Annotated in this window: 20 protein-coding genes; 13 read left to right on the top strand and 7 right to left on the bottom strand. The window is 44.5% G+C overall.

What is annotated here, in order from left to right; translation table 11 throughout:
* The first annotated feature begins 104 nt into the window (after positions 1–104).
* The 3 genes from BW716_RS11760 to BW716_RS11750 all read left to right on the top strand — a co-directional run bounded on the left by BW716_RS11760 (position 105) and on the right by BW716_RS11750 (position 4,215).
* Entirely contained in the window at positions 105–3,329 is a 3,225-nt protein-coding gene (locus BW716_RS11760) for an AsmA-like C-terminal region-containing protein (protein ID WP_083722747.1), read from the top strand.
* A 2-nt stretch (positions 3,330–3,331) separates the two neighbouring features.
* Positions 3,332–3,577 (top strand): hypothetical protein, encoded by a 246-nt coding sequence (locus BW716_RS11755; RefSeq protein WP_083722746.1) that lies wholly within the window; start codon positions 3,332–3,334, stop codon positions 3,575–3,577.
* Between the two features lie 65 nt (positions 3,578–3,642).
* Positions 3,643–4,215 carry a GNAT family N-acetyltransferase gene (locus tag BW716_RS11750; RefSeq protein WP_083722745.1) on the top strand — a complete coding sequence of 191 codons (573 nt, stop codon included), beginning with the start codon at positions 3,643–3,645 and terminating at the stop codon, positions 4,213–4,215.
* A gap of 25 nt (positions 4,216–4,240) precedes the next feature.
* Here BW716_RS11750 and BW716_RS11745 read toward each other — a convergent pair whose 3' ends face one another.
* On the bottom strand, positions 4,241–5,488 hold the full coding sequence (locus tag BW716_RS11745) for a hypothetical protein (protein WP_083722744.1): 1,248 nt from the start codon (positions 5,486–5,488) through the stop codon (positions 4,241–4,243).
* Positions 5,489–6,074: 586 nt separating this feature from the next.
* Between BW716_RS11745 and BW716_RS11740 the strand changes: the two genes are divergently transcribed.
* The 10 genes from BW716_RS11740 (at position 6,075) to BW716_RS11695 (ending at position 17,160) form a co-directional block, all read left to right on the top strand.
* The gene (locus BW716_RS11740) at positions 6,075–7,301 is read left to right on the top strand and encodes an aminotransferase class I/II-fold pyridoxal phosphate-dependent enzyme (protein ID WP_083722743.1); all 1,227 of its coding nucleotides are present in this window, start codon (positions 6,075–6,077) and stop codon (positions 7,299–7,301) included.
* A gap of 27 nt (positions 7,302–7,328) precedes the next feature.
* A complete protein-coding gene (locus BW716_RS11735) occupies positions 7,329–8,507 on the top strand; it encodes a GNAT family N-acetyltransferase (RefSeq protein WP_220388748.1) in 1,179 nt (392 codons plus the stop codon).
* Positions 8,504–9,487, top strand: a complete 984-nt coding sequence (locus tag BW716_RS11730) for an NAD(P)-dependent oxidoreductase (protein WP_083722742.1) — start codon at positions 8,504–8,506, stop codon at positions 9,485–9,487. Before BW716_RS11735 ends, BW716_RS11730 begins: the two co-directional genes overlap by 4 nt.
* A gap of 40 nt (positions 9,488–9,527) precedes the next feature.
* Positions 9,528–10,853: an inositol-3-phosphate synthase gene (locus BW716_RS11725; protein WP_083722741.1), complete on the top strand. Its 1,326-nt coding sequence runs from the start codon at positions 9,528–9,530 to the stop codon at positions 10,851–10,853.
* Entirely contained in the window at positions 10,850–11,302 is a 453-nt protein-coding gene (locus BW716_RS11720) for a phosphatidylglycerophosphatase A (protein WP_083722740.1), read from the top strand. Before BW716_RS11725 ends, BW716_RS11720 begins: the two co-directional genes overlap by 4 nt.
* Positions 11,303–11,339: 37 nt before the next feature.
* Positions 11,340–11,708 carry a GtrA family protein gene (locus tag BW716_RS11715; RefSeq protein ID WP_083722739.1) on the top strand — a complete coding sequence of 123 codons (369 nt, stop codon included), beginning with the start codon at positions 11,340–11,342 and terminating at the stop codon, positions 11,706–11,708.
* 9 nt (positions 11,709–11,717) lie between these two features.
* Positions 11,718–14,273 carry a DUF5686 and carboxypeptidase-like regulatory domain-containing protein gene (locus tag BW716_RS11710; protein ID WP_083722738.1) on the top strand — a complete coding sequence of 852 codons (2,556 nt, stop codon included), beginning with the start codon at positions 11,718–11,720 and terminating at the stop codon, positions 14,271–14,273.
* Positions 14,274–14,296: 23 nt separating this feature from the next.
* On the top strand, positions 14,297–15,550 hold the full coding sequence (locus BW716_RS11705) for a DUF4833 domain-containing protein (RefSeq protein WP_083722737.1): 1,254 nt from the start codon (positions 14,297–14,299) through the stop codon (positions 15,548–15,550).
* Positions 15,551–15,646: 96 nt separating this feature from the next.
* Complete coding sequence (locus BW716_RS11700) at positions 15,647–16,219, top strand: sterol desaturase family protein (RefSeq protein WP_235643620.1); 573 nt, start codon at positions 15,647–15,649, stop codon at positions 16,217–16,219.
* 5 nt (positions 16,220–16,224) lie between these two features.
* On the top strand, positions 16,225–17,160 hold the full coding sequence (locus BW716_RS11695; protein ID WP_083722735.1) for a phosphatase PAP2 family protein: 936 nt from the start codon (positions 16,225–16,227) through the stop codon (positions 17,158–17,160).
* Here BW716_RS11695 and BW716_RS11690 read toward each other — a convergent pair.
* The 6 genes from BW716_RS11690 to BW716_RS11660 all read right to left on the bottom strand — a co-directional run bounded on the left by BW716_RS11690 (position 17,137) and on the right by BW716_RS11660 (position 25,242).
* On the bottom strand, positions 17,137–18,333 hold the full coding sequence (locus tag BW716_RS11690) for a tetratricopeptide repeat protein (RefSeq protein WP_083722734.1): 1,197 nt from the start codon (positions 18,331–18,333) through the stop codon (positions 17,137–17,139). The two genes, BW716_RS11695 and BW716_RS11690, sit on opposite strands and share 24 nt — an antisense overlap.
* A gap of 60 nt (positions 18,334–18,393) precedes the next feature.
* On the bottom strand, positions 18,394–20,586 hold the full coding sequence (locus tag BW716_RS11685; RefSeq protein ID WP_083722733.1) for a radical SAM protein: 2,193 nt from the start codon (positions 20,584–20,586) through the stop codon (positions 18,394–18,396).
* 271 nt (positions 20,587–20,857) lie between these two features.
* Positions 20,858–21,772 carry a glycosyl hydrolase family 18 protein gene (locus BW716_RS11680; protein ID WP_083722732.1) on the bottom strand — a complete coding sequence of 305 codons (915 nt, stop codon included), beginning with the start codon at positions 21,770–21,772 and terminating at the stop codon, positions 20,858–20,860.
* Positions 21,773–22,663: 891 nt separating this feature from the next.
* Positions 22,664–24,028, bottom strand: coding sequence for a DNA/RNA non-specific endonuclease (locus BW716_RS11670; protein WP_083722730.1), 1,365 nt, complete (start codon positions 24,026–24,028; stop codon positions 22,664–22,666).
* A 144-nt stretch (positions 24,029–24,172) separates the two neighbouring features.
* The gene (locus BW716_RS11665) at positions 24,173–24,478 is read right to left on the bottom strand and encodes a hypothetical protein (RefSeq protein ID WP_083722729.1); all 306 of its coding nucleotides are present in this window, start codon (positions 24,476–24,478) and stop codon (positions 24,173–24,175) included.
* Positions 24,475–25,242 (bottom strand): sterol desaturase family protein, encoded by a 768-nt coding sequence (locus BW716_RS11660; RefSeq protein WP_179091094.1) that lies wholly within the window; start codon positions 25,240–25,242, stop codon positions 24,475–24,477. Before BW716_RS11660 ends, BW716_RS11665 begins: the two co-directional genes overlap by 4 nt.

Genomic DNA, 25,242 nt, shown 5'->3' with positions numbered 1-25,242 from the left:
AGCCGGGTAGCATCTTATATACATATAAAATATTTTTATTTTATAGGGTTCTGGTTAATTTTGCATAATTATATAAGTCTCAACTTACACATCATTAAAGAAGCATGAAGACACGGAAACGCATTTTTCGTATCCTATATATCGTATTGGGTTCTATGCTGGCATTATTAGGGATCGCCTCTCTTATTCTGTACACGCAGCAGGAACGACTGACACAAATGGCACTCAGGGAGCTGAATAAGCAGCTGCCCGGTGATCTCGTTGTGGGTGGCAGTAATATCGCCCCATTTGAAAACTTTCCGTACGTATCGATTGGACTGAAGAATGTAACATTTTATGCTAACAAACAGCATACTGGCAAACCATTGTACCAGGTAGAAAAATTGTTTGTTGGATTTAGTCTGCCAGACATCATCCGCCAGCAATACAATGTAAAGGTACTGGTAGTGAAAAATGGTTACCTGCACCTGGTTAAAGAGCAGAATGGAAAGATCGATATCGTGGAAGCCAACCGTATTCAGTCGGATTCGGCTATTACTACTTCTGGTGATTCGGCGCCTATGCAGCTGGATATCAAGAAGATCATTCTGAGAGACCTGGATATCTCGTATACCGACAAGGTGATGGGATCGCATGTGGCTACACATATCGACAAGATCAAGACCTCGTTCAAAATGGATGGGGATCTGATCAACGCATCGATGGAAGGTAAGCAGGTCATTGATTATATCACCCCGTCTGACACTGTGCTGTTTCGCCATAAAAATATTGAGACAGATCTGCAACTCAGTTATGATAGCAAAAAGCAGTTACTAAACCTGCCCGTGGGCAAACTGAAACTGGAACAGGCAAGATTTAGTGTGACAGGTTCCCTGAATATGTCTCAGGGTAATCTGGTTGATGTGACACTGGAAGGAGACAAGCCGGATATCAACCTGTTATTATCTTTCGCACCTGCGAGTGTGACGGAGCAATTGAAACAATTTGAATACGACGGCCGGATCTCTTTCAAAGGCGTCATAAAGGGAAAACTGGGTGATGGCAAAATGCCACTCATCTCTGTCAACTTCGGTTGTGAAAATGCTTACTTCCTGAACCCGGATGCGAACAAGAAAGTAGACAGTCTGAGCTTTAAAGGATATTATACCAATGGTGCTGAGCATTCGCTCAAAACCTCTGAGCTGCACATTCTGAATATGAGCGCATTGCCAGACAAAGGTGTGTTCAAAGGCAACTTTGTGATGCGCGACTTCACCGATCCAAAGATTGTGATGCAGGTGAACTCAGAACTGGAACTGGAATTCATCGGTGCTTTCCTGGGTATCAAAGACCTGCAGAAGGTAACAGGCCACATCAGTCTGAACATGAACTTTAAGGAACTGGTGGATATGCAACTGCCGGAAGCTTCGCTCGGTAAACTGAAAGAAGGAATACAGAGTGAACTGACGGTGAGCAACCTGACCTTCCGGATTCCGAATTATCCGCATATGGTGCGCAATATGAACCTGCATGCGAACATGAAGAATGGCATGGTAACGCTGGATAGTCTGGCGCTGCGCGTAGGCCATTCTGATATCATGCTGAGTGGTTCACTAAGCGACCTGCCAGCAGTGTTTCACAAACACCAGCAACCAGTAAAGGTGACGCTGAATGTACATAGTAATAAGATATTGATGAGCGATGTGCTGGCCTTTGATTCTGCCAAAGCAAGAAAAGCAAAAGAGGAGATCAATGGGTTTAACATCACCTTGTCTCTCGAAACATCTGTGAACCAGTTGCTGCATCCTGCCCCCTTGCCAAAAGGTACTTTCAGGATGGAAAAACTGAATGCCTCCTTTAAATACTATCCACATGCATTTCATGATTTTGGTACAGAAGTGGCGATCAATGATACTGCATTGCTGATGCGTAACTTCGGTGGTCTGATTGATAGTACGGATCTGAAGCTGAGTGCGAGAGTGATTAACTACCAGTTGTGGTTTGATAAGGTAAAGAGAGGAAAAACACAGATTGCATTTGACCTGAAATCACAACACCTGGCCATGAATGACCTGCTGGGAAGGATCAGCAAAAACTATGTACCAAAAGATTATCAGCAAGAGGTAGCCAGTAATATCTGGCTCCGTGCCAAGTGTGATATGAAGTATGATTCTGTCTTCAAATTTGCGAAACTGCATATTGCGAATATATCCGGATCATTGAAAGTACATCCGATCGTACTGGAAAAGATCAATGGTACCATCATGTATGGTAATAACCGCTTTGTACGTGTAGACACGCTGACAGGAAAAATTGGTAACAGTGACTTTGATATAAGTGGCCGGCTATTTTTAGGAACTGATACCACACAGCGGAAGAAGCCGAATTTCTTCACATTCAAATCTGAAAAACTGGATGTGGATCAGCTCACGAATTATAAATTCTCAGGAGTGGAAGAGGAAGAAGACAAACCGCTGGTAGCGCCTACAACCGTGAGAAATACGGTCACAGATTCTATTCATAAGAGTGCGTTCAACATTTTCAATGTACCGTTTACAGATATAACCGTGAATGCGGAAGTAGGAAAAGTAAAGTACCATCATCTGTGGATAAAGGACTTTACGACAAAGATGCGGATGCAGAGTAACCATCATATGTATATCGATACCCTGGGAATGAATATTGCTGAAGGCACCATTGGAATGAGAGGTCACTTTGATGGTTCTGATCCGGCTAAAATTATGTTCAGGAGCAGGATCCGTTTCAATGACGTGAACATTGAGAAGATGATGTTGAAGCTGGATTACTTTGGTCAGGACTATGTGATCAATAAGAATGTAAAGGGAAGGTTGTTTGGACAGGTAAGGTGCCGTGTACTGATGCATCCGGATCTGACACCAAGGTTAGAGGATTCACAAGCTACGCTGGATGTGGATATCAGGAATGGGAGTCTGGTGAACTTTTCCCCGATGCAGGCGATGGCGAGTTACTTTAAAGACAAAAACCTGAACAAGATCAACTTTGATACGTTGAAAAATAAGCTGACCCTGAAGAATGGGGTGCTGGAAATTCCTAAAATGAATATCAACTCATCACTTGGGTTTATAGAGATTTCAGGTAAACAGGGATTGGATTTCAACATGGAGTATTACCTGAGAGTGCCCATGAAGGTGGTAACGAGTGCAGGATGGCAGGGGCTGTTTGGCAGGAAAAAAGAAGATGTAGATCCGGATCAGGAAGATGCGATTGAGTACAGAGATAAGAACAAGACGATCCGGTTTATGAATATTAAAGTGACAGGTACGCCAGATAAGTTTAAAGTTGGATTAGGGAAGGCGAAAAAAGCATAACTATGATGAAAGCAATCATGATACTTCTAATTTATGGCAGTACAGTGCAGGCACAGCGATTGCATGTGCTTGCACTGGCTGAAAATGGAGGGCATCATATTGCTTACACTAAAAGAGCAAAGGTGTGGCTGGATCAGCTGGCGAAGGAGAGCAATTTTGTGATTATGGGGCATGCGTCTGAATTGTTTGATAACCCGATGTATGTTTTACTATTCAGGAATGCAATCAGCCGGGCTTCCAAAAAATAAATTCCATTTTTGAGCAAAGGGTATTTTTGAATTGTTTTAGCTTGCTGTTTATAACCCATTCCACTATGACGCAACAATTACCTGCTTTTTTAAGTGCTGATGCAGGCACGTCTTTTTCTTCCGGTGAGTTTTTTCTGAGACCATTGGTATTGGATACTGATATTCCTTTGATTCACGATTGGGTGAACAGGGAGTATGCCATGTATTGGCAATTACAGCATAGTACGATAGAGACAGTGCGTAAAATGTATGCCGATCTGATCGCTTTGCCGCATGTACAGCCTTTTCTGGGGTTTTATAATGACAAGCCGGCTTTTCTGGTAGAGTTTTATAAGGCACAGGAAGATAGGATAGGGGAGTATTATGATGCGCTGCCGGGGGATTATGGATTTCATATCCTGATGGCGCCGGTGGAGAAGCGGATACCGGATTTTACCTTTCAGGTGTTTCAGGTGATAATGGCGTTTTTATTTAGTGATGCGAGGGTGGAGCGATTGATAGTGGAACCGGATGCGAGGAATGAGAAGATACATGTGTTGAATAAGAGAGCGGGGTTTGAGTATCAGGGGTTGGTGGAGTTGCCGGAGAAAACGGCGCATCTGGCATTTTGTAAAAGAAAAGAACAGGTAGTTTCCTAAGAGAAACTACCTGCGGGAAAATATATTAGTTCCTGGAAACGCGACCACCGCGTGAACCTCCACCATTGTTAGATGATCTGCCGCCACTGTTATTGCCGCCGCTGGATTGTCTGCCGCCGCCATTGCTGTTTCCTACAGATTGTCTGGTGCCGCCACCATTGTTGGTTCTGCCCGGGGTGTAGTTACCACCGCCATTTGATCCACTGTTGTTGGTTCTGCCTGGGGTGTAGTTACCACCACCGTTGGTTCCACCGTTGTTGGTTCTTCCCGGGGTGTAGTTGCCACCACCATTGGATCCACCGTTGTTGGTTCTGCCCGGGGTGTAGTTACCACCACCATTGGATCCGCCATTGCTCACTCTACCCGGGGTATAGTTACCACCACCGTTGTTAGTTCTTCCCGGGGTGTAATTACCACCGCCATTATTAGTTCTTCCCGGTGTATAACCGCCTCTGCCGCCATAATTTCCACCACGATCTACCCGACCGCTATTCCTGTTATTACGATAATTATCCACAACAACCCTGTTCCGCTGAATCACGGTTACAGAAGTCATACGGGTAGGTCTGTACATCACACGTGCAGGTTGGATTCTGCGTGTAGGTACGACTACATAGCGGGTGTGGTAATGTGCACAGTAAGGACGATATTCGTAATAAGGCATTGGGCGCCATGGACGCCACCATCCTGGATGTGCTACCCATGTAAAGGGTGAAATCCATACAGTATAAGCAGGTGCATATACAAAGCGAACACATGGCCAGAACCACACATTTACAATAATCCCTTCAGGGCTTGAAACGGATGGACCGTGGCTGGCAGGGCTGTAATTAAATGCATTGTCAGCTTCAGGCAATGGCTCTGCTATGGTAGATTCACCATAAATATCAGCATCCCCTTCAATCTGGATTACAGCATTGTCGTCAGCAGTTTTCTCAAGAGAGATCACTGCTACATCCTGACTTTCGGTGGGAGATACCAGGGCCTGCAGTACAAATATCTGCACATCGTCCTGCTTCTTGCCTGTAACACGCACATAATCAATCTGTCCGTCTTCATTCAGGTCCAGGTTATTGACTTTATTATCCTGAGTGTTTAATAATTTTTCGAATTCTTCAGGTGATCCTGCTTTTTTAAATAAATCCAAAGCTCCCTGTAAACTGAAATTGTCCCCGGGTAAACCGGTAGAATCTGCTTCCTGATCCTGCGCGCTGGCGGAAACTGCTATAGTAAAACATAGGAGCAGTGCAGAAATGGTTTTTGAAAGGTTCATACGATGTTGTTTAGATCGTTAGGGATGTGAAATTACAAATAGTTTAATTATATTATATAAAAACTGTGCCAATTGGAAGGGTTCGGTCTTTTTATAGTATAACTAATTGATAATTAAGGTAAAAATAATTGAACGTATAAAATAATTTTATTTGTCTATCTGATTGTGATTCTTGATGATTTAGATTTTTTTTTGATCTTAATTCAATTTTTATTCCTAATTTGGTGCCGTCAATCGTAAGGTCCGGGCTACCGGATCACTCTACTTAAACCGCAACTCGCATACTGTTTTTGGGCCACCAAATTAGGACATTGTTTGAATAATGATAGTCACCATTTTGTTTTCAAACATACTTAATAAATAAAACCATTTACGATTTTTCGTGAATAGTGCTTAAACCGCAACTCGCATACTGCTTTTGGACCTTTTTTTAACGCTGCATTCAGTGGTGTGATGCTGGCTATTAGCCTGTCGTCATAAGAATTAAATACTGTCAATTATGATCTGAAAAAGGTGCAGATCATAAAACACGGTATCTGAAATTGCACAGGTATTGTGTTACAACAACCGAATTAGAGCAAAAAAGATGAGTAAAATGTTACGTGCGAAGATGGCGGGAATAGCCCGGGTAAACAGTGCAAAAGAAAGAGGAATCTGGCCTTATTTCCGACCAATCTCTTCCGGTCAGGACACTGAGGTAGAAATTGAGGGTAAGAAAGTACTGATGTTTGGATCCAATTCCTATCTCGGGCTGACAAACCATCCTCAGGTAATAGCAGCAGCTATTAAGGCGACAGAAAAATACGGAACCGGTTGTGCGGGGTCCCGTTTTCTGAATGGAACCCTGGATTTACATCTGGAATTAGAAGCAAGGCTGGCAAAGTTTGTGGGCAAAGAAAACGCGATCGTATTCAGCACCGGCTTTCAAGCCAACCTGGGTGCCTTGTCAAGTCTGACCGGTCGCAATGATTACATCCTGCTGGATGAACTGGATCACGCTTCTATTATTGATGGTAGCCGTTTATCCTTCTCCAAGGTAGTCAAGTACAAGCACAATGATATGGACAGCCTCGAAGCCAAGCTACAGGCATTACCATCAACAGCGGTGCGTTTAATTGCTATAGACGGGGTATTCAGCATGGAAGGTGATCTGGCTAAACTGCCTGATATCGTATCGCTGGCTGATACCTATGGTGCAAATATCATGGTAGACGATGCACATGGTCTGGGTATCTTAGGTATGAATGGTACCGGTACCGCTTCTCACTTTGGTCTTACTGACAAGGTTGATGTGATCATGGGTACTTTCAGCAAATCCTTTGCTTCCCTGGGGGGCTTTATTGCTGCCGACAATACCATTATTGAGTACCTGAAACACACTGCCCGCGCACTGATCTTCAGCGCAAGCATGACCCCTGCTGCTGTGGCAAGTGTACTGGCTACGCTGGACATTATTGAATCAGAACCTGATCATATCAAAAGACTGTGGGACAATACAGAGTATGCCCGCAAACTGCTGGAAGATGCTGGTTTTGACACTGGTGAAGTATCTGAAACCCCCATCATTCCTATTTATATCCGAAATGAAGAAGGGGTATTCAGCATTACCAAAAGATTACAGGAACTGGGGATCTTCGTGAACCCTGTGGTGCCACCTGCCGTTCCTCCTGATGCTACACTGATCCGTTTTTCACTGATGGCGACACATACCTTCAGCCAGATTGAAAAAGCCGTGGAAATGTTAGTGAAGGCATTCAAAGAAGAAGGCATTCCCTTAAGAGAAAAACATAACGGGAATATAGTGCTGCAATAACGCCTGTAACAATTAAAGCAAATAATAATGGACACCATACAGACACCTTCCGTTACCACCACAACCACTGTAGTCAGAGGAAGTGCACCCGTTATCGAACAGGTGAGTACTAAACAGCAGATGAAATTATTCATTGACTTCCCGCATGACCTATACAGCAATGATCCTTTATATGTGCCCGAGTTGTTTATTGCACAACGCGACCTTTTAACGCCGGGCAAGCATCCTTTCCACGAACATTCACAAATACAACTGTTTCTCGCTTACCGTGACAAAAAAATAGTAGGCCGTATAGCCGCTATCAACAATCGTAATCACAACGCGTTCAATGGCACTAACGATGGTTTCTTTGGATTTTTTGAATGTATCCCCGATGTGACTGTGAGCAATGCGCTGTTCAATGCAGCTGCAGAATGGCTAAAGAAACAGGAATTATCTACCATCATTGGACCAGTGAATTTCTCTACCAATGAAACCTGTGGTTTACTGATCGAAGGATTTGACAGTCCACCAGTCGTAATGATGACTTACAATCGCCCTTATTACATAGAGCTGATTGAGGCCGCTGAAATGACGGAAAATGTGACACTGATCGCATGGCAGGTAACTGCCGAAGCCGTGGAAGATAAGCCGCTGCGTATGATGCAGATGCTGGAAAACAGACTCGCCCAGCGGAATATCATCATACGCAAAGTAAACCTGAAGGATTTCGACAATGAGGTAGCAAAGATCAAAGATGTTTATAATAAGGCCTGGGATAAGAACTTTGGATTCGTTCCTATGACAGACAATGAATTCGCATATCTGGCCAAGGACCTGAAATTAATAATGGATCCGGATCTATGTATCGTGGCAGAAAGAGATGGACAGATAGTAGGTTTTTCCCTCTGTATTCCCGATCTGAACAAGGTGCTGATCAAGATCCGCAGAGGACGATTACTGCCTACTGGCCTTTTCAAACTCCTGCTGGGCAAGGGCAAGATCAAAGGTGTACGGGTAATAGCACTGGGTGTACTGGAACCTGTGCGTAAGCTGGGGGTGGAAGCAGTCTTCTACGGCCGCATCATCAAAGAATGTCGCCGTAAAGGTATCAATGTGGCAGAAGCCTCCTGGATACTGGCACAGAATGACCTGATGAACAGTGCGATCCAGGCGGTGAATGGCGTACCATACAAGCGATACAGGATTTACGAGAAAGCAATATGAGTAAAAAGGTATTGATTACAGGTGCAAGCGGTTTTCTGGGTTTCCATTTAATCGAAGCTGCACTGGCAGCAGGAATGGAAGTGCACGCAGGGGTAAGGCCCTCTAGTGATGTAGCACATTTACACCATCTGGAGATCTCTATCGTGAACCTGGATTTTCGCAATGTACCTGCCATGGCAGCCTTGCTACAGGAACAGCAATATAGTGATATCATTCATGCTGCTGGCGCCACCCGTGCTAAGAATGAAGCCGCTTTCAACGAGGTCAATGCAACGTATACAGAAAACCTCCTGAAAGCAATCGTACAATCAGGTATTGAATTGAACAGGTTTGTGTATTTCAGTAGCCTGGCAGCAGTAGGGCCAAAAGCTTATGAAGCAAAATGGCCGGAGCAGGATGAGTTATCACCTGCACCCGTGACATTGTATGGTAAGAGTAAACTGCTGGCAGAAAACCTCCTGAAGCAATATGCGCAGATCCCCTGGGTAGTATTGCGCCCTACGGCCATCTATGGCCCCCGGGACAAGGACCTGTTTGTGTTGTTTAAGACGTATGGCTGGCGATTGGAACCGTATATGGGGAAAGGCCCCCAGCAGTTGAGTTTTGTTTATGTAAAAGATGTGGCACAGGCTGCCATTTGCGCGCTCAATGGACAAATTATACATACCTGTTATGATGTTTCGGACGGGAATAGTTATGATCGTTATGCATTGGCCAAAGTGACGAAACGGTTGTTAGGCATCAGAACACTACGTATTCACATGCCATTAACATTGATCCGGTGGATAGCTGTAATGGCTGAGGCAACAAGTAAGGGCATGCCGTTGTTAAATAGGGACCGGTTAAATGAGCTGACTGCCCAAAACTGGAACTGTAGCATAATACGTATACAAAGAGAACTTGGATACCAGCCTGACTTCTCCCTCGAGGAAGGAATGAGGGAAACACTGGACTGGTATACCGGGAACCACTGGTTATAACAAACGTTCACTAATTGAAAAACAAAGAGGCAAAAAGAAAATGAAACATCAAATTAAAGACGCAAACGGAAAGCTGGGAGTACTGATGCCAGGCCTTGGCGCAGTAGCAACCACTTTCATCGCTGGAGTGTTAGCTGTTAACAAAGGCTTTTCCAAGCCAATTGGATCGGTAACACAAATGGGACACATCCGTCTGGGTAAAAGAACAGACAATAACAATCCATTGATTAAAGATTTTGTTCCCTTAGCTAAGCTGGAAGATATCGTCTTCGGCGGCTGGGATGTTTATGAAGATAACGTGTATACAGCAGCGGTAAAAGCTGAAGTATTAGACAGGTTTCAGATTGAAGCAATTAAACCCGAACTGGAAGCCATCGTTCCGATGAAGGCAGCTTTTGACAAAAACTTTGTTAAAAATCTGGATGGCACACATGTAAAGGATTTCAAGACGCGTTATGACCTGGCAGAGATGGTTATGGAAGACATTAAAACCTTCCAGCAGAAAAATAACTGTGACCGTGTCGTAATGGTATGGTGTGGTTCTACTGAAATTTACCATCAGGCAGCAGACGTGCACAATTCGCTGGCAGCATTTGAACAGGGATTGAAAGACAACGATGCAAGAATTGCTCCCAGCATGATTTACGCTTATGCGGCACTGAAGCTGGGCGTACCTTTTGCCAACGGTGCACCTAACCTGACCTGCGATATTCCGGCATTGGTAGAGCTGGCCCACCAGACCAAGACGCCGATTGCAGGTAAAGATTTCAAGACCGGTCAGACCCTGATGAAGACAATTCTGGCGCCGGGGCTGCAGGCGAGAGCCCTGGGTATGGAAGGCTGGTTCAGCACCAACATCCTCGGAAACCGCGATGGATGGGTGTTAGACGATCCTGACAACTTCAAAACCAAGGAAGTTTCCAAGCTTGGCGTTTTAGAAGATATTTTAAGTCCGGAAGAATATCCTGATCTTTACGGTGACCTTTATCACAAAATCCGTATTAACTATTATCCGCCGCGCAAGGATAATAAGGAAAGCTGGGATAACATCGACATCTTCGGCTGGTTAGGGTATAAAATGCAGATTAAAGTAAACTTCCTGTGCCGTGATTCAATCCTGGCTGCACCGATTGTACTGGACCTCGCATTATTTATTGACTTTGCTAAGCGTGCAGGCATGAGCGGCATACAGGAATGGCTTTCATTCTACCTGAAATCTCCTCAGACTGCCCCTGGCTTACGTCCTGAACATGATATTTTCAAACAGCTTATCAAGCTGCAAAATACCTTGCGCTACCTGATGGGTGAAGATCTGATCACGCATCTGGGACTGGACTATTACGAAGGAATTTTTGATACTGAATGATAAGAATACACAAATTAATCGCCACCAGCCTTGGCATTGGATACATTGGCAAGGGCGGAGGAACGGTTGCAGCTGCAGTCGCCGCTCTGGTCTGGTACCTGGTTTTGGCTGGTGGCCATCCTAACAACGTTTGGACGGTGCTGTTTACAGTAGCCATCACCTTATTAGGAATCTGGTCTGGTACGGAAGTAGAACCATATTGGGGCAAAGACGACAAAAAAGTGGTAATAGACGAAGTCGCCGGCATGTTCGTAACCGTCCTGTTCGTGCCTGTCACTCCGGCATATATGTTGGCCGGATTGGTATTATTCCGTTTTTTTGATATAGTAAAACCTTTATATATCAGGCGCACAGAGGCTCTTCCGGGAGGACTAGGGGTTATGATGGACGATATTGTAGCTGGCATCTATTCCAATATTTTGTTGCAACTGGCAATACATCTGATTTAGAAGGTTTGGGTACGCGTTTTGCACAATTGTAGACCATATGCAATTTATTAAAGCACAAACTTCGGCGATGATAGCGACCGGAGTACAATTTTCGATATCCTTTTTACTATTGCATATGTGGGAAGGATATGGTGTAGCTGCCAATGTGACAGGAGTCACCTGTGGAGGTATTACCAACTTCCTGATCAACAGGACATGGGTATATCAAAAGGGAAACGATACATGGAACTGGCAAGCCATTAAATATATCATTGTCTGGTTCGGAAACCTGATAGTCAATACTACCTGCTTTTGGGTATTGACCAATTATACCGCTATCGATCAGCGCGTGGCTGTGGTTATGGCATCGGTTATTACCGCCGTCGGGTATAACTATGGAATGCAAAAGCGGTTTGTTTTTAAATGATTTTGGTTAATGAATGGATTTAAAAATATAGTATCCGGAATTCTTTTATTGCTCGTCTCTGGCTTTAGTTCGGTATTCGCACAAACGACCACCACCGTGAAAGGACTTATTACTGATAGTCGCACGGGGGCTCCGCTGCCTTTTGTAAACGTTTTTGTTCCGGGCACTTCCATCGGTACTGGTACCAGTGCAGATGGAAAGTATCAGCTGGATGTCTCTATTACGAGAGATAGTATCCGCTTTGCTTTCATGGGTTATAAGAGCGTAACCCGGAAAATCACACCCGGTATTGTTCAAACCATTAATATTCAGCTGGAAAGTACAGCCAAGAATCTGAATGAGTTTGTAGTTAAAAAGAAAAAAGAGCGTTATCGCAACAAGGATAACCCAGCTGTGGAGCTGATCCGCCTCGTGATCGAGAACAGGGACAAAAACCGAATGACGCATTTTGACTATGCTCAATACAACCAGTACGAAAAACTGGAATTCGCACTGAGTAACCTCTCTGAAAAGATTAGCAACGGTCGTCTGACCCGTAAGTATAAATTCATTTTTGAGAACCAGGATACCACCAAGTTCGCAGGCAAATCTATTCTGCCTATCTACCTGGAAGAAAAACTGGCCGATGTATACTATCGCCGTGATCCGGAGAAAAAGAAGACGATTGTGACGGGCGATAAGAAAGTGAGCTTCGAAAACTTTATCGATAACAGGGGCCTGAGCCAATACCTGAACCACATTTACCAGGACGTAGATATCTACGATAACCAGCTGATGCTGTTCACGAACCAGTTCCTGAGTCCGATTGCCAACTCTGCACCTACTTTTTATAAATTCTATATCGCTGATACCATCGTAGCACCAGACAGCACCAAGCTGATTAAACTGGAGTTCTACCCCCGTAACAAGACTGACTTATTGCTGGAAGGGGAACTGTTTATCACTTTAGATGGTAACTATGCCGTGCAAAAAGCGGATATGACTGCGAATAAAGAGATCAACCTGAACTGGGTGAGAGATTTTCACCTGTACTTTGATTTCCAGAAGACCTCCGATGGCCGCTATTATACCAGCAAACAAACGCTGATGGCCGACTTCGGTATCTTCAAAGGGAGCAGTGGTATCTACGGTGAGCGTACTGTATCTATCAGGGATATGGCCATCAACCAGCCGAAACCATCAGAATTCTACAACGGTGCTGCTGTAGTAGAAGATGAGAAAACAGTGCAGCACGGAGATGACTTTTGGGTACAGAACAGGCACGATTCCCTGTCTACTGCGGAATCTAAAGTGTATTCCAATATCGACAGTCTGCAACACATGAAATCTTTCAAGCGTACAGCTGACATCCTCACTCTGTTGCTGGCAGGTTACAAGCAGGCAGGTCCTTATTTCGAAATAGGTCCGGTCAATACTTTCTATAGCTTCAACCCGGTTGAAGGTTTCCGCCCCCGCCTGGGTGGCAGAACCACTCCGAAGCTGAGCAAAAGCCTGTACTTCGAATCTTATGCCGCTTATGGCCTAAAAGATGAGAAGTGGAAGTATTACGTGGGTGGTGCATACGCCTTTAACCATAAGTCAATTTACGACTGGCCGGTTGTAGCACTGAAAGCTAATTATCAGCACGAAACAAAGATCCCCGGTCAGGAATTACAGTTTGTACAGGAAGATAACTTCCTGCTGTCATTCAAACGTGGTAACAACGACAAGTGGCTGTATAACAAGATCTTCAATCTGACCTTCCTGCAGGAGTTTACTAACCACTTCAGTTATCAGGTAGGATTCAAACATTGGATACAATCACCAGCCGGTAGTCTGGCATACTATAAAGGAAGCGAACCGAATACACCTGTTACTGACCTGACTACGGCCGAGTTTAGCACAGAACTGCGCTGGGCGCCAAATGAAAAGTTCTATCAGGGTAAGAGCTTCCGTATTCCGCTGCCAAACAAGTACCCTATCTTCACCCTGAGAGGTATCGCAGGTGTGAAAGGAATTGCCAACAGCGCATACAATTACCAGAACGTAACGCTGAACATTTACAAGATGTGTTACCTGGGTCAGCTGGGCTTCAGCGAAGTGGTACTGGAAGGTGGTAATATCTTTGGTAATCACCTGCCTTATCCATTACTGTCTATCCACAGAGCGAACCAGACGTATGCTTACCAGCTGGAGAGTTATAACCTCATGAACTTCCTGGAGTTTGTGAGTGATCACTATATAGGATTAAACATCGACCATAACTTTAATGGTTTTATCTTTAACAAAATTCCGCTGTTCAAGAAATTGAAATGGCGTGAAGTGCTCGCTGGAAAGATTTTGTATGGCGGTCTGCGTTCTGAAAATAATCCTTCCAACAATCCTGATCTGATTCAGTTTTCAAAATATACTGACGGTTCATCCTTTACATATACATTAGGCAAAGAGCCTTATATAGAAGGAAGTGTGGGCATTTCTAACATTTTTAAACTGTTCCGTGTAGACCTGGTAAGAAGGTTCACTTACCTGAACAATCCTGGAGTAGCAAACTGGGGTATCAGAACACGTGTACGGTTCGATTTTTAACAGCGAGGTTAAAAAGTCTGAGTATGAAAAAGTCATTGAGAGACCAGTTACAACAATTGATTTATCTGGTTATCAATCCTATCGTAAAAGGGTTGATAAAGATAGGCTTTACGCCTAATATCGTGACCCTTGTAGGGTTTCTGCTGAACATAGGGGTGGTGATCATCTTTGTGACCGGCGTGGAAGAAGGAAACAGGGGAGACCTGTCGTATGTAGGTTGGGCGGGTGCGCTGACCCTCTTCGCAGGTCTGTTTGATATGCTGGATGGACAGGTGGCCAGATTGGGCAATATGGGTTCCCGCTTTGGTGCATTCTTCGATTCGGTGCTGGACAGGTATAGTGAAATGGTGCTGTTCCTGGGTATCTGTTATTACCTGGTAGGACATCATTATTTCCTGAGTTCACTGGCAGCATTTGTAGCCATGATCGGTTCTATGATGGTGAGCTATACCCGTGCAAGGGCAGAGGGCCTGGGCATTGAGTGTAAAGGTGGCCTGATGCAGCGTCCGGAACGTATCGTAGTGATCTCTTTGTCAGCGATTGCCTGCGGTATCACAGCCCACTTTATCGGTGGCGATTACAAACTGTTTGTACCAGGTATCCCTTTCCATATTTTTGAAACCATTTCTATCTTTACATTCCCGCTGTTTATCATGGCGGTGATGACGAACATTACTGCCATCGGCAGAATGCGCGATGCGAAGATAGCACTGGACAAACAGGACCAGGTAACCAGGGTGATCAGAGGTGCGGCAACTACTGTAAAAGTTCTGTTGGTAGCAGCCCTGCTACTGCCGGCAATGGCATTTACTGAGCCTAACTTTCCAACGCCCAATGAACCAGGGCAGTTGTTTTATATTCAACGTACCCCCAACACTAATACGATCGTATACGACCTGAATATAGTTGATGGTAAGCTGGATGCAGATGAGCCGGTAAATGTATACTGGATCCGTTATGCAGATGGAGGAGAAAAGAAGCCACTGAACTATATACAACGTAAATTTGCCTACGGAATCAAAGTAAAGGACCTGGGACAGGGGAAATATGAATTACATTCCGTAGCTTATGCAAAAAAAGACCTGTACCTGATGAAGCCTACCGGCCAACCCGATTACCATGTGTATGCAAAGATCGGAAATTCACTGGCTGTGCTGGACCGCATTTATATAGAGATCGATGGTGGTACCTTCTGGCATCCGAATGTACTTTACATTGAGCTGAAAGGAAAAGACATGGTGACTGGTAAGGAAGTAAAGGAACAGATCAAACCTTAAGTCAGTAAAAACACCACATATAATAGATTTAGAGTGATGAAAAAGCAATATGTTTCCAATTCAACAGAGTCGGTACCCATGTTTAAGAATGGGCTTATGGAGGCATTATCCAAGGTGCATTTCAGTGTACCACTGATCCTGTATATCCCTGTGATCAGTTATGTATGTTATTATGGGCTGACGCATACAGATGCTGGTGTGCCGGCGTTCCTGCTGTCAGCATTGGGAGGGCTGTTTGTCTGGACTTTGACTGAATACGTACTACACAGATTTGTATTTCACTTTGTGCCTAAATCCAAATGGGGACTGAGACTGCATTTTATATTTCATGGTGTGCATCACGATTATCCAAATGATGCACTGCGACTGGTACTGCCACCCTCAGTGAGCGTTCCGCTGGCAATAGGATTCTTTTTCCTGTTCAGGGCACTCATACCTGTCAATTACCTGTATGGGTTCTTTGCCGGTTTTATGACGGGGTACCTGTTTTATGATATTTCCCATTACGCATTACATCACCTGAATTTCAGGAACGCTTTCTGGAAGAGACTGAAAAAGCACCATATGAAACACCATTATCAGAATGCAGATAGAGGATATGGCGTAAGTTCAGCATTATGGGATAGGGTGTTCGGATCAAATTTTCCTCAAAAAGAAGAACAGCTATAAGGAAAGTGGAGACTAACAGTAAGACACGATTTGGACGAAAAGAAATCATATTTACTACACTTGCAAGTATAGCCTACCTGTTACTTTCTGCCCTCCTGGTTGGCTTCAAAACCGACCAGGTGTGGCTGATTGCCATTTTTAATGGCTGTTATTACGCCTCCTGGGGTACACGTAGGTTCATTATAGGATTTTCCATTTTTTTAGTTTACTGGATCTTATTCGACTATATGAAAGCCGCACCGAACTACATGTTCTTCAAGGTGCATATAGCGGATATATATGAGTTTGAGAAACACTTATTCGGTATTCATGAGGGCGGGCAAATACTGACCCCTAATGAGTACTGGCTGGCACATTCCCGGTCGTGGATCGATGTAATGACAGGGATCTTTTACCTGTGCTGGGTGCCGGTGCCACTACTGTTTGCCTTGTATTTGTTTTTTACCGACAGACTGGCGTTACTGCATTTTGCAGCTACTTTCTTCTTTGTAAACCTGTTGGGATTTGTGATATATTATACCTTTCCAGCGGCGCCGCCATGGTATGTACAGTTGCATGGATTTGAGTTTATCGCGAATACACCGGGCAATACTGCAGGGTTAGCGCGCTTTGACGCTTACTTTCAATCGAATATTTTTCATTCTATTTATAGCAAAGGCTCCAATGTATTTGCTGCCATGCCTTCCCTGCATTCTGCCTATCCACTCATCGTGCTGTATTATTCCAGGCATCATGTAAACCGTTTCTTCCAGGTTGTATTTGCCACCGTAACGGTAGGCATCTGGTTTGCCGCAGTCTATCTCAGTCACCACTATGTTGTGGATGTACTGGCGGGGATTACGACGGCTACTGTAGGCATTTTCATTTACAGGAAGTACCTCATGAAGGTATCCTTTTATGACAGGTGTATACAGTGGTTATACAGTTTCGTACGCGGGTAATTTGCGGAGTAATTCATCTACTTCATTCCCATATTTACGGTTGAAATAATAGCGTTTTGCTGTGAGGAGCATGTCTCTGGCAGCAGCGGTATTCTTTTGTTTTGTGTACAGGATACCCAGGTTCCTGTAGGCGTACGCGTTACCTTTGTTGTACTGTAAAGATCTGTACATTAGTTCTTCTGCCTGTACCGGGTGACCGAGTCGCATGAGTACATAGCCCTTATTGTTATAAGCAAAAGCGCAGGTTTCATCATAGGCGATGGCCTGATCGAAATAAGCGATCGCTTCTACAAACAGCTGCATATGAATGCAGGTAAACCCTATACTGTTCAGCAGTTCAGAAGATCCCGGATTGAGGGAAAGGGCGTAGTTGTATAATTGCAGTGCGCGATGATGGTTCCCCATTTCACTGTAACAGTGTGCTACTTCGGCAATGACACCGGTATGTGCATTGTGTTTTTCCAATACCTTTTCATAGTAAGGGAGTGCCTGCACAAAATTGCGCTCCGCCCTGTAAGATACACCTGTGAGCCAGAGTGTATTCACATGGTTCGGGTCTATATGCAGAATGTGCTGACAAAGGATACGGCACTTTTTGCCTTCATTGTATTGCAGGCAGGACTGCGCTTCCCTGAAGTATTTTTCGATGATGTGTTTCTTCTTTTTTGCGCTGTACAACCAGTGGAGGAAAGGGTAATACCTGGCGGTAAATGGTAGCCTGATGCTGGGTGTATGCAGCGGTATATCCCCATGGATATTCCTGTCTGCCTTCAGGATGTCTATGTACGAGGCATACACAATACCTAAGGATTGCAGTTTATATTGACAGCGGTTTTCTATCGTTAAGATGGAGAGAATGATGTGTTGCGGATTTAAATGTTTGTCTCCCAATCGTTTCTGATAAAAGACGGCATTTTCCAGCATTCTTTCGGCTTCGGCAGTGAGGGGCAGGGTGTCCTTGTGAGGTTGCTCCCCGGCTTTTTCCCATGAAAGGGTTTTGAGCCAAAAGATCATTTTCTCACGATCGGGGGTATCGATGGCGATATCGGTCGTGCAGGTTTCGAGGATGCCTAAAAGGAGTAATTGACTATCAATATAATAGAGATTCCGTTCCAGAGAAAACTTTCTGGCATAGGCAAACACGGCTGATAATTCATAGGACGGCGCAAGCATTCATTCAAAACTTTGAGTACATATCAAATTTAAAATAAATGAGGCATATTTGGAACCGCTTTATAATTGCAGCAAACCGTATTTATATAAGGTGTTGATTGGCTTATTGTCCCAGAACAATTCAAAATCTTCCAGTCCTGCAGCCGTATAGTGGTCCATTACTTCTTTCAGTGTATAGGTCTTGCTGTTCCGCACCGACAGTTGTTCCAGCATACCTGCCAGCCATTGGCCTTTGTCAGGGTCTACGCTGATGGTATGTTTATCCTTTTTGCGCTGGAAAGTGAGGAGGGCTATTTCCCAGGTGGCGCCTTTCTTGGATTTAGTCATTATTTCTACGGATGGCGTTTTGCCCAGCCATACTATTTTAGCAGTAGGTTTGGCAGTGGCCAGTTCGTTATCTTCCAGTGCTTTCACAATATAGTCAGGGGCTACTTTTGTCTTCGGCACTTTGAACTCGAACCACTTTTGCAGTGGATCGGTCAGACAGATGCCGTGCATAAAGTTCAGCAGTGATTTCTTCAAACCAAAGCTAAAGGTTTCATGTTCTGCACCTGTTTCATCAATGTGAATGATATCATTATTGGCAAATGAGCCGATGGCATCGCTTTCTTTTTTAACACTGAATTTCTCCGGTTCCAGACCTACGGGGCTATGTGCTGTCATGGTGAACTGATGCCAGAAAGCAGATTGTAAGATGCCTGCCTGGAACATCTGGCGCACCATTTCCAGTGAGTCGATGGTTTCCTGTGCAGTTTGAGTAGGAAAGCCGTACATGAGATAAGCATGTACCATCACACCTGCCTCCGTAAAGTGTTTATTCACCTGCGCCACCTGTGCTACGGTAATACCTTTCTGGATAAGCGCCAGCAATCTGTCCGATGCTACTTCCAGGCCACCTGATACCGCAATTAAACCGCTCTCTTTCAATAATTGACAAAGGTCGCGGGTAAAGCTTTTTTCAAAGCGGATATTCGTCCACCAGCTTACAGTCAGTTTTCTTTTGATAATCTCCAGTGCCAGTGCGCGCATCAGGGCAGGAGGTGCGGCTTCGTCTACAAAGTGAAAACCGTTTTGCCCTGTCTGCGCAATGATCTCTTCCATACGGTCACAGAGCATAGCAGCTGCGATAGGTTCGTATAAACGAATGTAATCGAGAGAGATATCGCAGAAGGTACACTTGCCCCAATAGCAGCCATGGGCCATAGTCAGCTTATTCCAGCGGCCATCGCTCCACATGCGGTGCATGGGGTTCACTACTTCAATAGCAGAGATATATTGATCTAACAGGAAGTCGCTGTAATCCGGCGTACCTACCTGTGACTGTTTATAATCCTTACAACTGGCATTGTTGATATAGGTGACCTTGTCGTCTACAAGGGTGAAAGTGCGCTTCAGGTCAGCAGTGGGCGTACCATTGATGTGGGCAATGAGTTGTTCGAGCGGCGCTTCTCCATCGTCCAGGGAGACGAAGTCGTAGAATTCAAATACCCTTGGATCGCTGAGTGAACGCAGTTCTGTATTGGCGAAACCGCCACCCATGGCTACTTTTACCTGTGGGTAGTGCTTCTTGACCCACTGTCCGCAGCGGAGGCTGGTGTACAGATTGCCAGGGAAAGGAACGGAAATAGCCACCAGTTGTGGTTGTTCCCTTTCCATGTGTTTGCTAAGGAGGTCGATCAGGATATGATCGATATAAGTATATTCCTGTTGGAGTGCGGTGTACAGCTCGTCGAAGCTATTGGCCGATCGGCCCAGTTTTTCGGCATAACGGCTAAAGCCGAAGTGTTCATCCACACATTCCATGATGAGATCGGAGAGGTCTTCCAGGTACAGGGTGGCCAGGTGTTTGGCTTTGTCCTGGTTACCCATGGAGCCAAATGCCCAGTCAAGGTCTTCGAGTTGGGCAAAGCGGCTGGCTTCGGGGAGAAAATCCCTTTTGCACACGCGGTGGGAGAGGGTAGGGTTCTTGCCTTGCAAAAAGGCGATCACATCGTCGATCGTGGCGATATAGTCGTCCTGCAGGGCAATGATGCGGCTGATATTTTCTGAATGAGGGATTTCCAGCTGGTTGATATGGGCAAAAAGCTTTTCCAGACCTTGTTTGGAAAACAGGGCTACGGTGACTTCTATGCCAAGGTCAGCCTGAAAGGAGGAGACCCCCTTTGTATTTAAGAAACCTTTCAGATAAGCTGTGGCCGGATAAGGCGTATTCAGCTGTGTGAAGGGTGGTGTAATCAGAAAAACAGCACTCATTTGAGTGCGAAATTAGGGAAACCGGGGGAATAAACGCTGCTACCTGCTGGTAGCAGCGCCTATGGCCTTATTGCAAAGTGCTGAAGGCTGAATTTGTATAATCGGGATTTACATTTCCTGTAACCGCCTATGGCCTTATTGCAAAGCTCTGAAGACTGTATTTATGTAATCGGGATATACATTTTCTGTAACCGCCTATGGCCTTATTGCAAAGCGCTGAAGGCTGAATTTATAAAATCGGGATATACATTTTCTGTAACCGCCTATGACCTTATTGCAATGCTCTGAAGACCTTATTGGTATAAGCAGAATCCACATTTCCTGCAAACACCATGATACCTGCCTTATTCCCTGAAGAAGGTAACCATGCTGCTGCTGCGACTGCATTGCTCAATGAATTGTAAGATTTAGCTACCCCAATCATAGTTTTAGCACTACCAATCACATTTGCCCAGAGATTAAATCTGGTAGTATTGTTCTGGAAGTAACCCATATCTTCTACAAAGTTCATGTATTTGGCTACGGATGTATCCTGACCAATGGCATAACTGGCTGCAGGTGTGCTGTAAATAGCAGCTGTATACACAGTCGTGGTCGGACTGGAAGACAATGGACCAAAGTATTTACCAAATTCTTTTACGAGGTTTTTGAAATTGGTATTGGCAGCTGTACTACCCATATGTTCCACATCCAGCGCTATACCATCCAGGTGCAACGAATCAATGACCATTCTTTTTACAAAGGCAGCAAACTGTGTGTAAGTCAGCCCTGTACCATTGTAAGTGGTATAGGGTGTAGTGGTATTCCATGAACTGGCATCATCGATATTGTACAATACTTTCACGCCGCGTGCTTGTAGTACATGTACATGATCCATGATAGATTTATAGGAATGATAATTAGGGTTTACCGTGAGAATGTAACTACTGCTACTGCCGTAGTGTGTAGAATCGGCAATCTCATAAGGTGTGCCTTCGAAGAGTACGACTACATTCGCTTCGTTCGCAAAGTCTGTCAGTGGAAGCAGGTTGGGCGTAGCATCGTATGCGTAGTAGGCTACTTTAAAGTGTGTGGGCAAGGCCGCTGGTGTGGAGGCTTCTGTGTTAGGTGTTGTTAAAGGTTGTGCGTCTTTTTTACAGGATACAACAACTACCAACAGTGCTACTGCGTACAGTAAATTTTTCATAAATAAAAGGTGGTTTGGGTTTTTAACGTGGTGTGCTGTGCAATGGCAAGGTAGGGGATTCTCCCTAAAAAATTTTCAGAGAACTAGATAGGACAAAAAATAAAAGGGGAAAACTCAAAGCAAAATTTAACGCTGAACGTCGCTTAAATGACTACCTGGCTTCATCGGATACCCGAATAAAACATTCATGAAAGAGGGAATTCACCAACGGGGAATGAAAATCATTTTCAGAAAAAACATCCATGAAAGAGGGAATTCACCAACGTGAAATGAAAATCATTTTCAGAAAAAACATCCATGAAAGAGGGAATTCACGAACGGGGGATGAAAACCATTTTCAGAATAAAACATCCATGAAAGAGGGAATTCACCAACGTGAAATGAAAACCATTTTCAGAAAAAACATCCATGAAAGAGGGAATTCACCAACGTGAAATGAAAACCATTTTTAGAAAAAAAATCCATGAAAGAGGGAATTCACCAACGTGAAATGAAAACCATTTTCAGAATAAAACATTCATGAAAGAGGGAATTCACCAACGTGAAATGAAAACCATTTTCAGAAAAAACATCCATGAAAGAGGGAATTTACCAACGGGGAATGAAAACCATTTTCAAAATAAAACATTCATGAAAGAGGGAATTCACCAACGGGGAATGAAAACCATTTTCAGAATAAAACATTCATGAAAGAGGGAATTCACCAACGGGGAATGAAACCTATTTTCAGAAAAACATTCATGAAAAATGGAATTCACCAACGAAGATGAAAACCATTTTCAAAGAACAAGAGGGTATCAAATAGATGATACCCCCTTTTAAAATTTGATACCAGGCGGAGACATTTTCAATTAATAAATTGCTCAGTGCCTCCCTCTCTTATCAATGAAATTACTGGTTATCAACCTGCGCTTCGATCGTTGACTGTATAGTGGTAGATACAGCTGAGAGCAGATCATATCCGGTAGCTGATTCAATAGCGTCTACGCTGGTACGATAGCTCTTCCAGTCACTGCCAATAGAGTTATTGTTCGGCGTATTGATCGCAATCACCCTTGTAGTGGTGGAAATTCGACTCAGGTCACTGTTACCATTAGAAAGCACCACTACTACTTTCCATACATTGCTTGGTACAGTTACATTGCCACCATCGATCGTAGAGGCAGAGCCGCTACTACCGGTGCCGCCTGTACCATAGCTACCCATGATGATGTAGCACTCATTGCCTGCGCTCACGAGGGTTCTGATGTAAGATTCAAAACCTTCCCAGGTAACCTGATTATTATTCGGTGCCTGTGGAATCATGTTGGTCATCAGGAAGGTAGAAGAATTCGCAGCAACAGAAGAAGTTCTGTCACCTGAAGGACAGTTGTGACCGCGATCAAAACCACTGCCGGAATAACTGGTAGAACCTACCTGGTACCAGCCGGAAGGCAATGCAGTATTAGCACGGAAATCATCCTGACGCGAAGTGCTGCCAATGTCAGAACTGTTCAGGTGCCAGCTAACCCAATTGGGTGTACCTCTTACACTGTTGTAAGATTCGATGTAGTAAGTAGCATCGTACAGGTAATTGGTAGTGTACACAGAGCTGGCTACAGCACCACTTGGGTTACCTAACAGCAGGTGACTGTTATCGCCGGTAGTGCCACCGGTGCCGCCACCGCCGGTAGAAGTACCTGTGGATACAACTACATCATCGATGTTGATCCTGTTGGTACCGCCAGATACTTTGCGGATAGAGAGTCGGTAGCTGCCTGTAACGCTCACGGTGAAGGTTGCAGTAGACAGGGTCGTGGATGAAGTGGTCACAGTGCTGCCTACCTGTGAGTAGGAGCTGCCACTGTTGGTAGAGATCCAGAGTTGCCATGTACTGCTGCCATCAGAGCCGAATACAGCGTGTGCAATGGAGATAGTTGTAGCCCCGCCGGTAGCATCGAAGTTCATATCGAGGGTACCGGTGTTGCGGATACGAACGGACTGGGAACCGTTCTTCGCATCGGTAGACAGTGTGCCAAGGAGGGCGTCGTTGAGGCTCCAGCTACCACTGCTGAGCGTAACGTTGCCAACTGTATAGGCGGTTTTAGTGCCGGACTCGAAAGACTCGCTTAAGGTAGTAGTGGCAGCTGCGGTAACTGCTGCTACAGTTTTCTCCTTGTTAGCGATAGGAGTAGGGGCTTGCTCTTTCTGACAGGATGCGACGATAAGTGCTGCTGCTAATATATATAGCAGGCGATACGACAGATGGCTTTTCATTACGTTGGGTTTTTATGAGGGTTTACCAAACTGGAAATTTACGGTATTTAGCGGGGAGGAGGGATTGGAAGGAGGGTTATTATTTTGTTACTAAAAAAAATTACTAAAAAAAGGGGGGATGTGGTGAGCATCCCCTTTTGGATATCAATGATTTCTTCTGTTATTCCTGTTTTGTTGCACAGTAGCTGCACGGTTACTTCTATTTGTCGTACGGTCAGCCTGCCTGTTAGCGCTATTAGTCGTTGCCGTTTGTTTGGCTTCTTCTTTTGTCACAACACCATCGGCAGTGGCGGCCTGTCTGTTGGCAGTATTTGAAGTACGGGTAGATTGTCTGTTAGTCGCATTCTGTGTAGCAGTTGCCTGACGGTTAGCCCTGTTCGTTTGCGGAACTGTTTGCGCTATGGCCAATGAACTGATGCACATTGATAATAGAACGATGGTTTTTTTCATGGTTTTAATTTTAGTTTATGACTGAATAAAGCAATGAAGCCGTAAAAGACAAGTACAAAAGGATTCTTACTGATATACCCGGTTGTTAATCCATATCGGACTTTCTCTGTCTCCGGTTGATAAGTATGAAAGAGCCTATCCCATATCATGAACACACCGCCGAAATTTTTATCAATATAAAGGGGATTGGTGCCATGATGTACCCGGTGTGCAGAAGGTGTATCGAGTACTCCTTCAATTGGGCCCAGTTTACCCACAGCTTCCGTATGCAAAAAGAACTGGTACAATAAATTCAACGCATAGGAAAGAACAATAAAATCGGGCGGTAATCCAATCAATGCTGCAGGTACAAAGAATAAAGGACTGATCAATGCACTGAACCAGTTCAGCCTGTAAGCCGCTGTGAGGTTCATCAACGGTGATGAATGATGAATAAGATGAAAGGCCCATAACGGTGCCCAGTGATGAGAGGTCCTGTGAAACCAGTAATAGATGAAATCAGCCACAATAAAAGTAAGTATGAAAGTATACCACGTATGCGGCAAATGAAAAGGAGCAAGATCCGTTGCAAATCCTAAGATCCACAACTGATACCCGGCAAAGATCAATTTAGATAAATGAAACCCTACCAGTATTAAAATATTAGTGATCGTCTCATCCAACTGGTAAGCTTTTTTATCTTTCTTCCAGCTCCAGATGATTTCTGCAATGATCAATATTGCCAGAAAGATCAATATGCCGCCTCTGTAATGTCCTGTATGCAT

This window comes from [Flexibacter] sp. ATCC 35208, from assembly GCF_001975825.1.
Classification (GTDB): Bacteria; Bacteroidota; Bacteroidia; order Chitinophagales; family Chitinophagaceae; genus Chitinophaga.
This window is presented reverse-complemented; position numbering and strand designations above follow the sequence as displayed.

Excerpts from the sequence above, each read along its gene's own strand:
- BW716_RS11760 (WP_083722747.1), top strand. The coding sequence starts at position 105 with ATGAAGACACGGAAACGCATTTTTCGTATCCTATATATCGTATTGGGT.
- BW716_RS11755 (WP_083722746.1), top strand. The coding sequence starts at position 3,332 with ATGATGAAAGCAATCATGATACTTCTAATTTATGGCAGTACAGTGCAG.
- BW716_RS11750 (WP_083722745.1), top strand. The coding sequence starts at position 3,643 with ATGACGCAACAATTACCTGCTTTTTTAAGTGCTGATGCAGGCACGTCT.
- BW716_RS11745 (WP_083722744.1), bottom strand. The coding sequence starts at position 5,488 with ATGAACCTTTCAAAAACCATTTCTGCACTGCTCCTATGTTTTACTATA.
- BW716_RS11740 (WP_083722743.1), top strand. The coding sequence starts at position 6,075 with ATGAGTAAAATGTTACGTGCGAAGATGGCGGGAATAGCCCGGGTAAAC.
- BW716_RS11735 (WP_220388748.1), top strand. The coding sequence starts at position 7,329 with ATGGACACCATACAGACACCTTCCGTTACCACCACAACCACTGTAGTC.
- BW716_RS11730 (WP_083722742.1), top strand. The coding sequence starts at position 8,504 with ATGAGTAAAAAGGTATTGATTACAGGTGCAAGCGGTTTTCTGGGTTTC.
- BW716_RS11725 (WP_083722741.1), top strand. The coding sequence starts at position 9,528 with ATGAAACATCAAATTAAAGACGCAAACGGAAAGCTGGGAGTACTGATG.
- BW716_RS11720 (WP_083722740.1), top strand. The coding sequence starts at position 10,850 with ATGATAAGAATACACAAATTAATCGCCACCAGCCTTGGCATTGGATAC.
- BW716_RS11715 (WP_083722739.1), top strand. The coding sequence starts at position 11,340 with ATGCAATTTATTAAAGCACAAACTTCGGCGATGATAGCGACCGGAGTA.
- BW716_RS11710 (WP_083722738.1), top strand. The coding sequence starts at position 11,718 with ATGAATGGATTTAAAAATATAGTATCCGGAATTCTTTTATTGCTCGTC.
- BW716_RS11705 (WP_083722737.1), top strand. The coding sequence starts at position 14,297 with ATGAAAAAGTCATTGAGAGACCAGTTACAACAATTGATTTATCTGGTT.
- BW716_RS11700 (WP_235643620.1), top strand. The coding sequence starts at position 15,647 with ATGGAGGCATTATCCAAGGTGCATTTCAGTGTACCACTGATCCTGTAT.
- BW716_RS11690 (WP_083722734.1), bottom strand. The coding sequence starts at position 18,333 with ATGCTTGCGCCGTCCTATGAATTATCAGCCGTGTTTGCCTATGCCAGA.
- BW716_RS11685 (WP_083722733.1), bottom strand. The coding sequence starts at position 20,586 with ATGAGTGCTGTTTTTCTGATTACACCACCCTTCACACAGCTGAATACG.
- BW716_RS11680 (WP_083722732.1), bottom strand. The coding sequence starts at position 21,772 with ATGAAAAATTTACTGTACGCAGTAGCACTGTTGGTAGTTGTTGTATCC.
- BW716_RS11670 (WP_083722730.1), bottom strand. The coding sequence starts at position 24,028 with ATGAAAAGCCATCTGTCGTATCGCCTGCTATATATATTAGCAGCAGCA.
- BW716_RS11665 (WP_083722729.1), bottom strand. The coding sequence starts at position 24,478 with ATGAAAAAAACCATCGTTCTATTATCAATGTGCATCAGTTCATTGGCC.
- BW716_RS11660 (WP_179091094.1), bottom strand. The coding sequence starts at position 25,242 with ATGCATACAGGACATTACAGAGGCGGCATATTGATCTTTCTGGCAATA.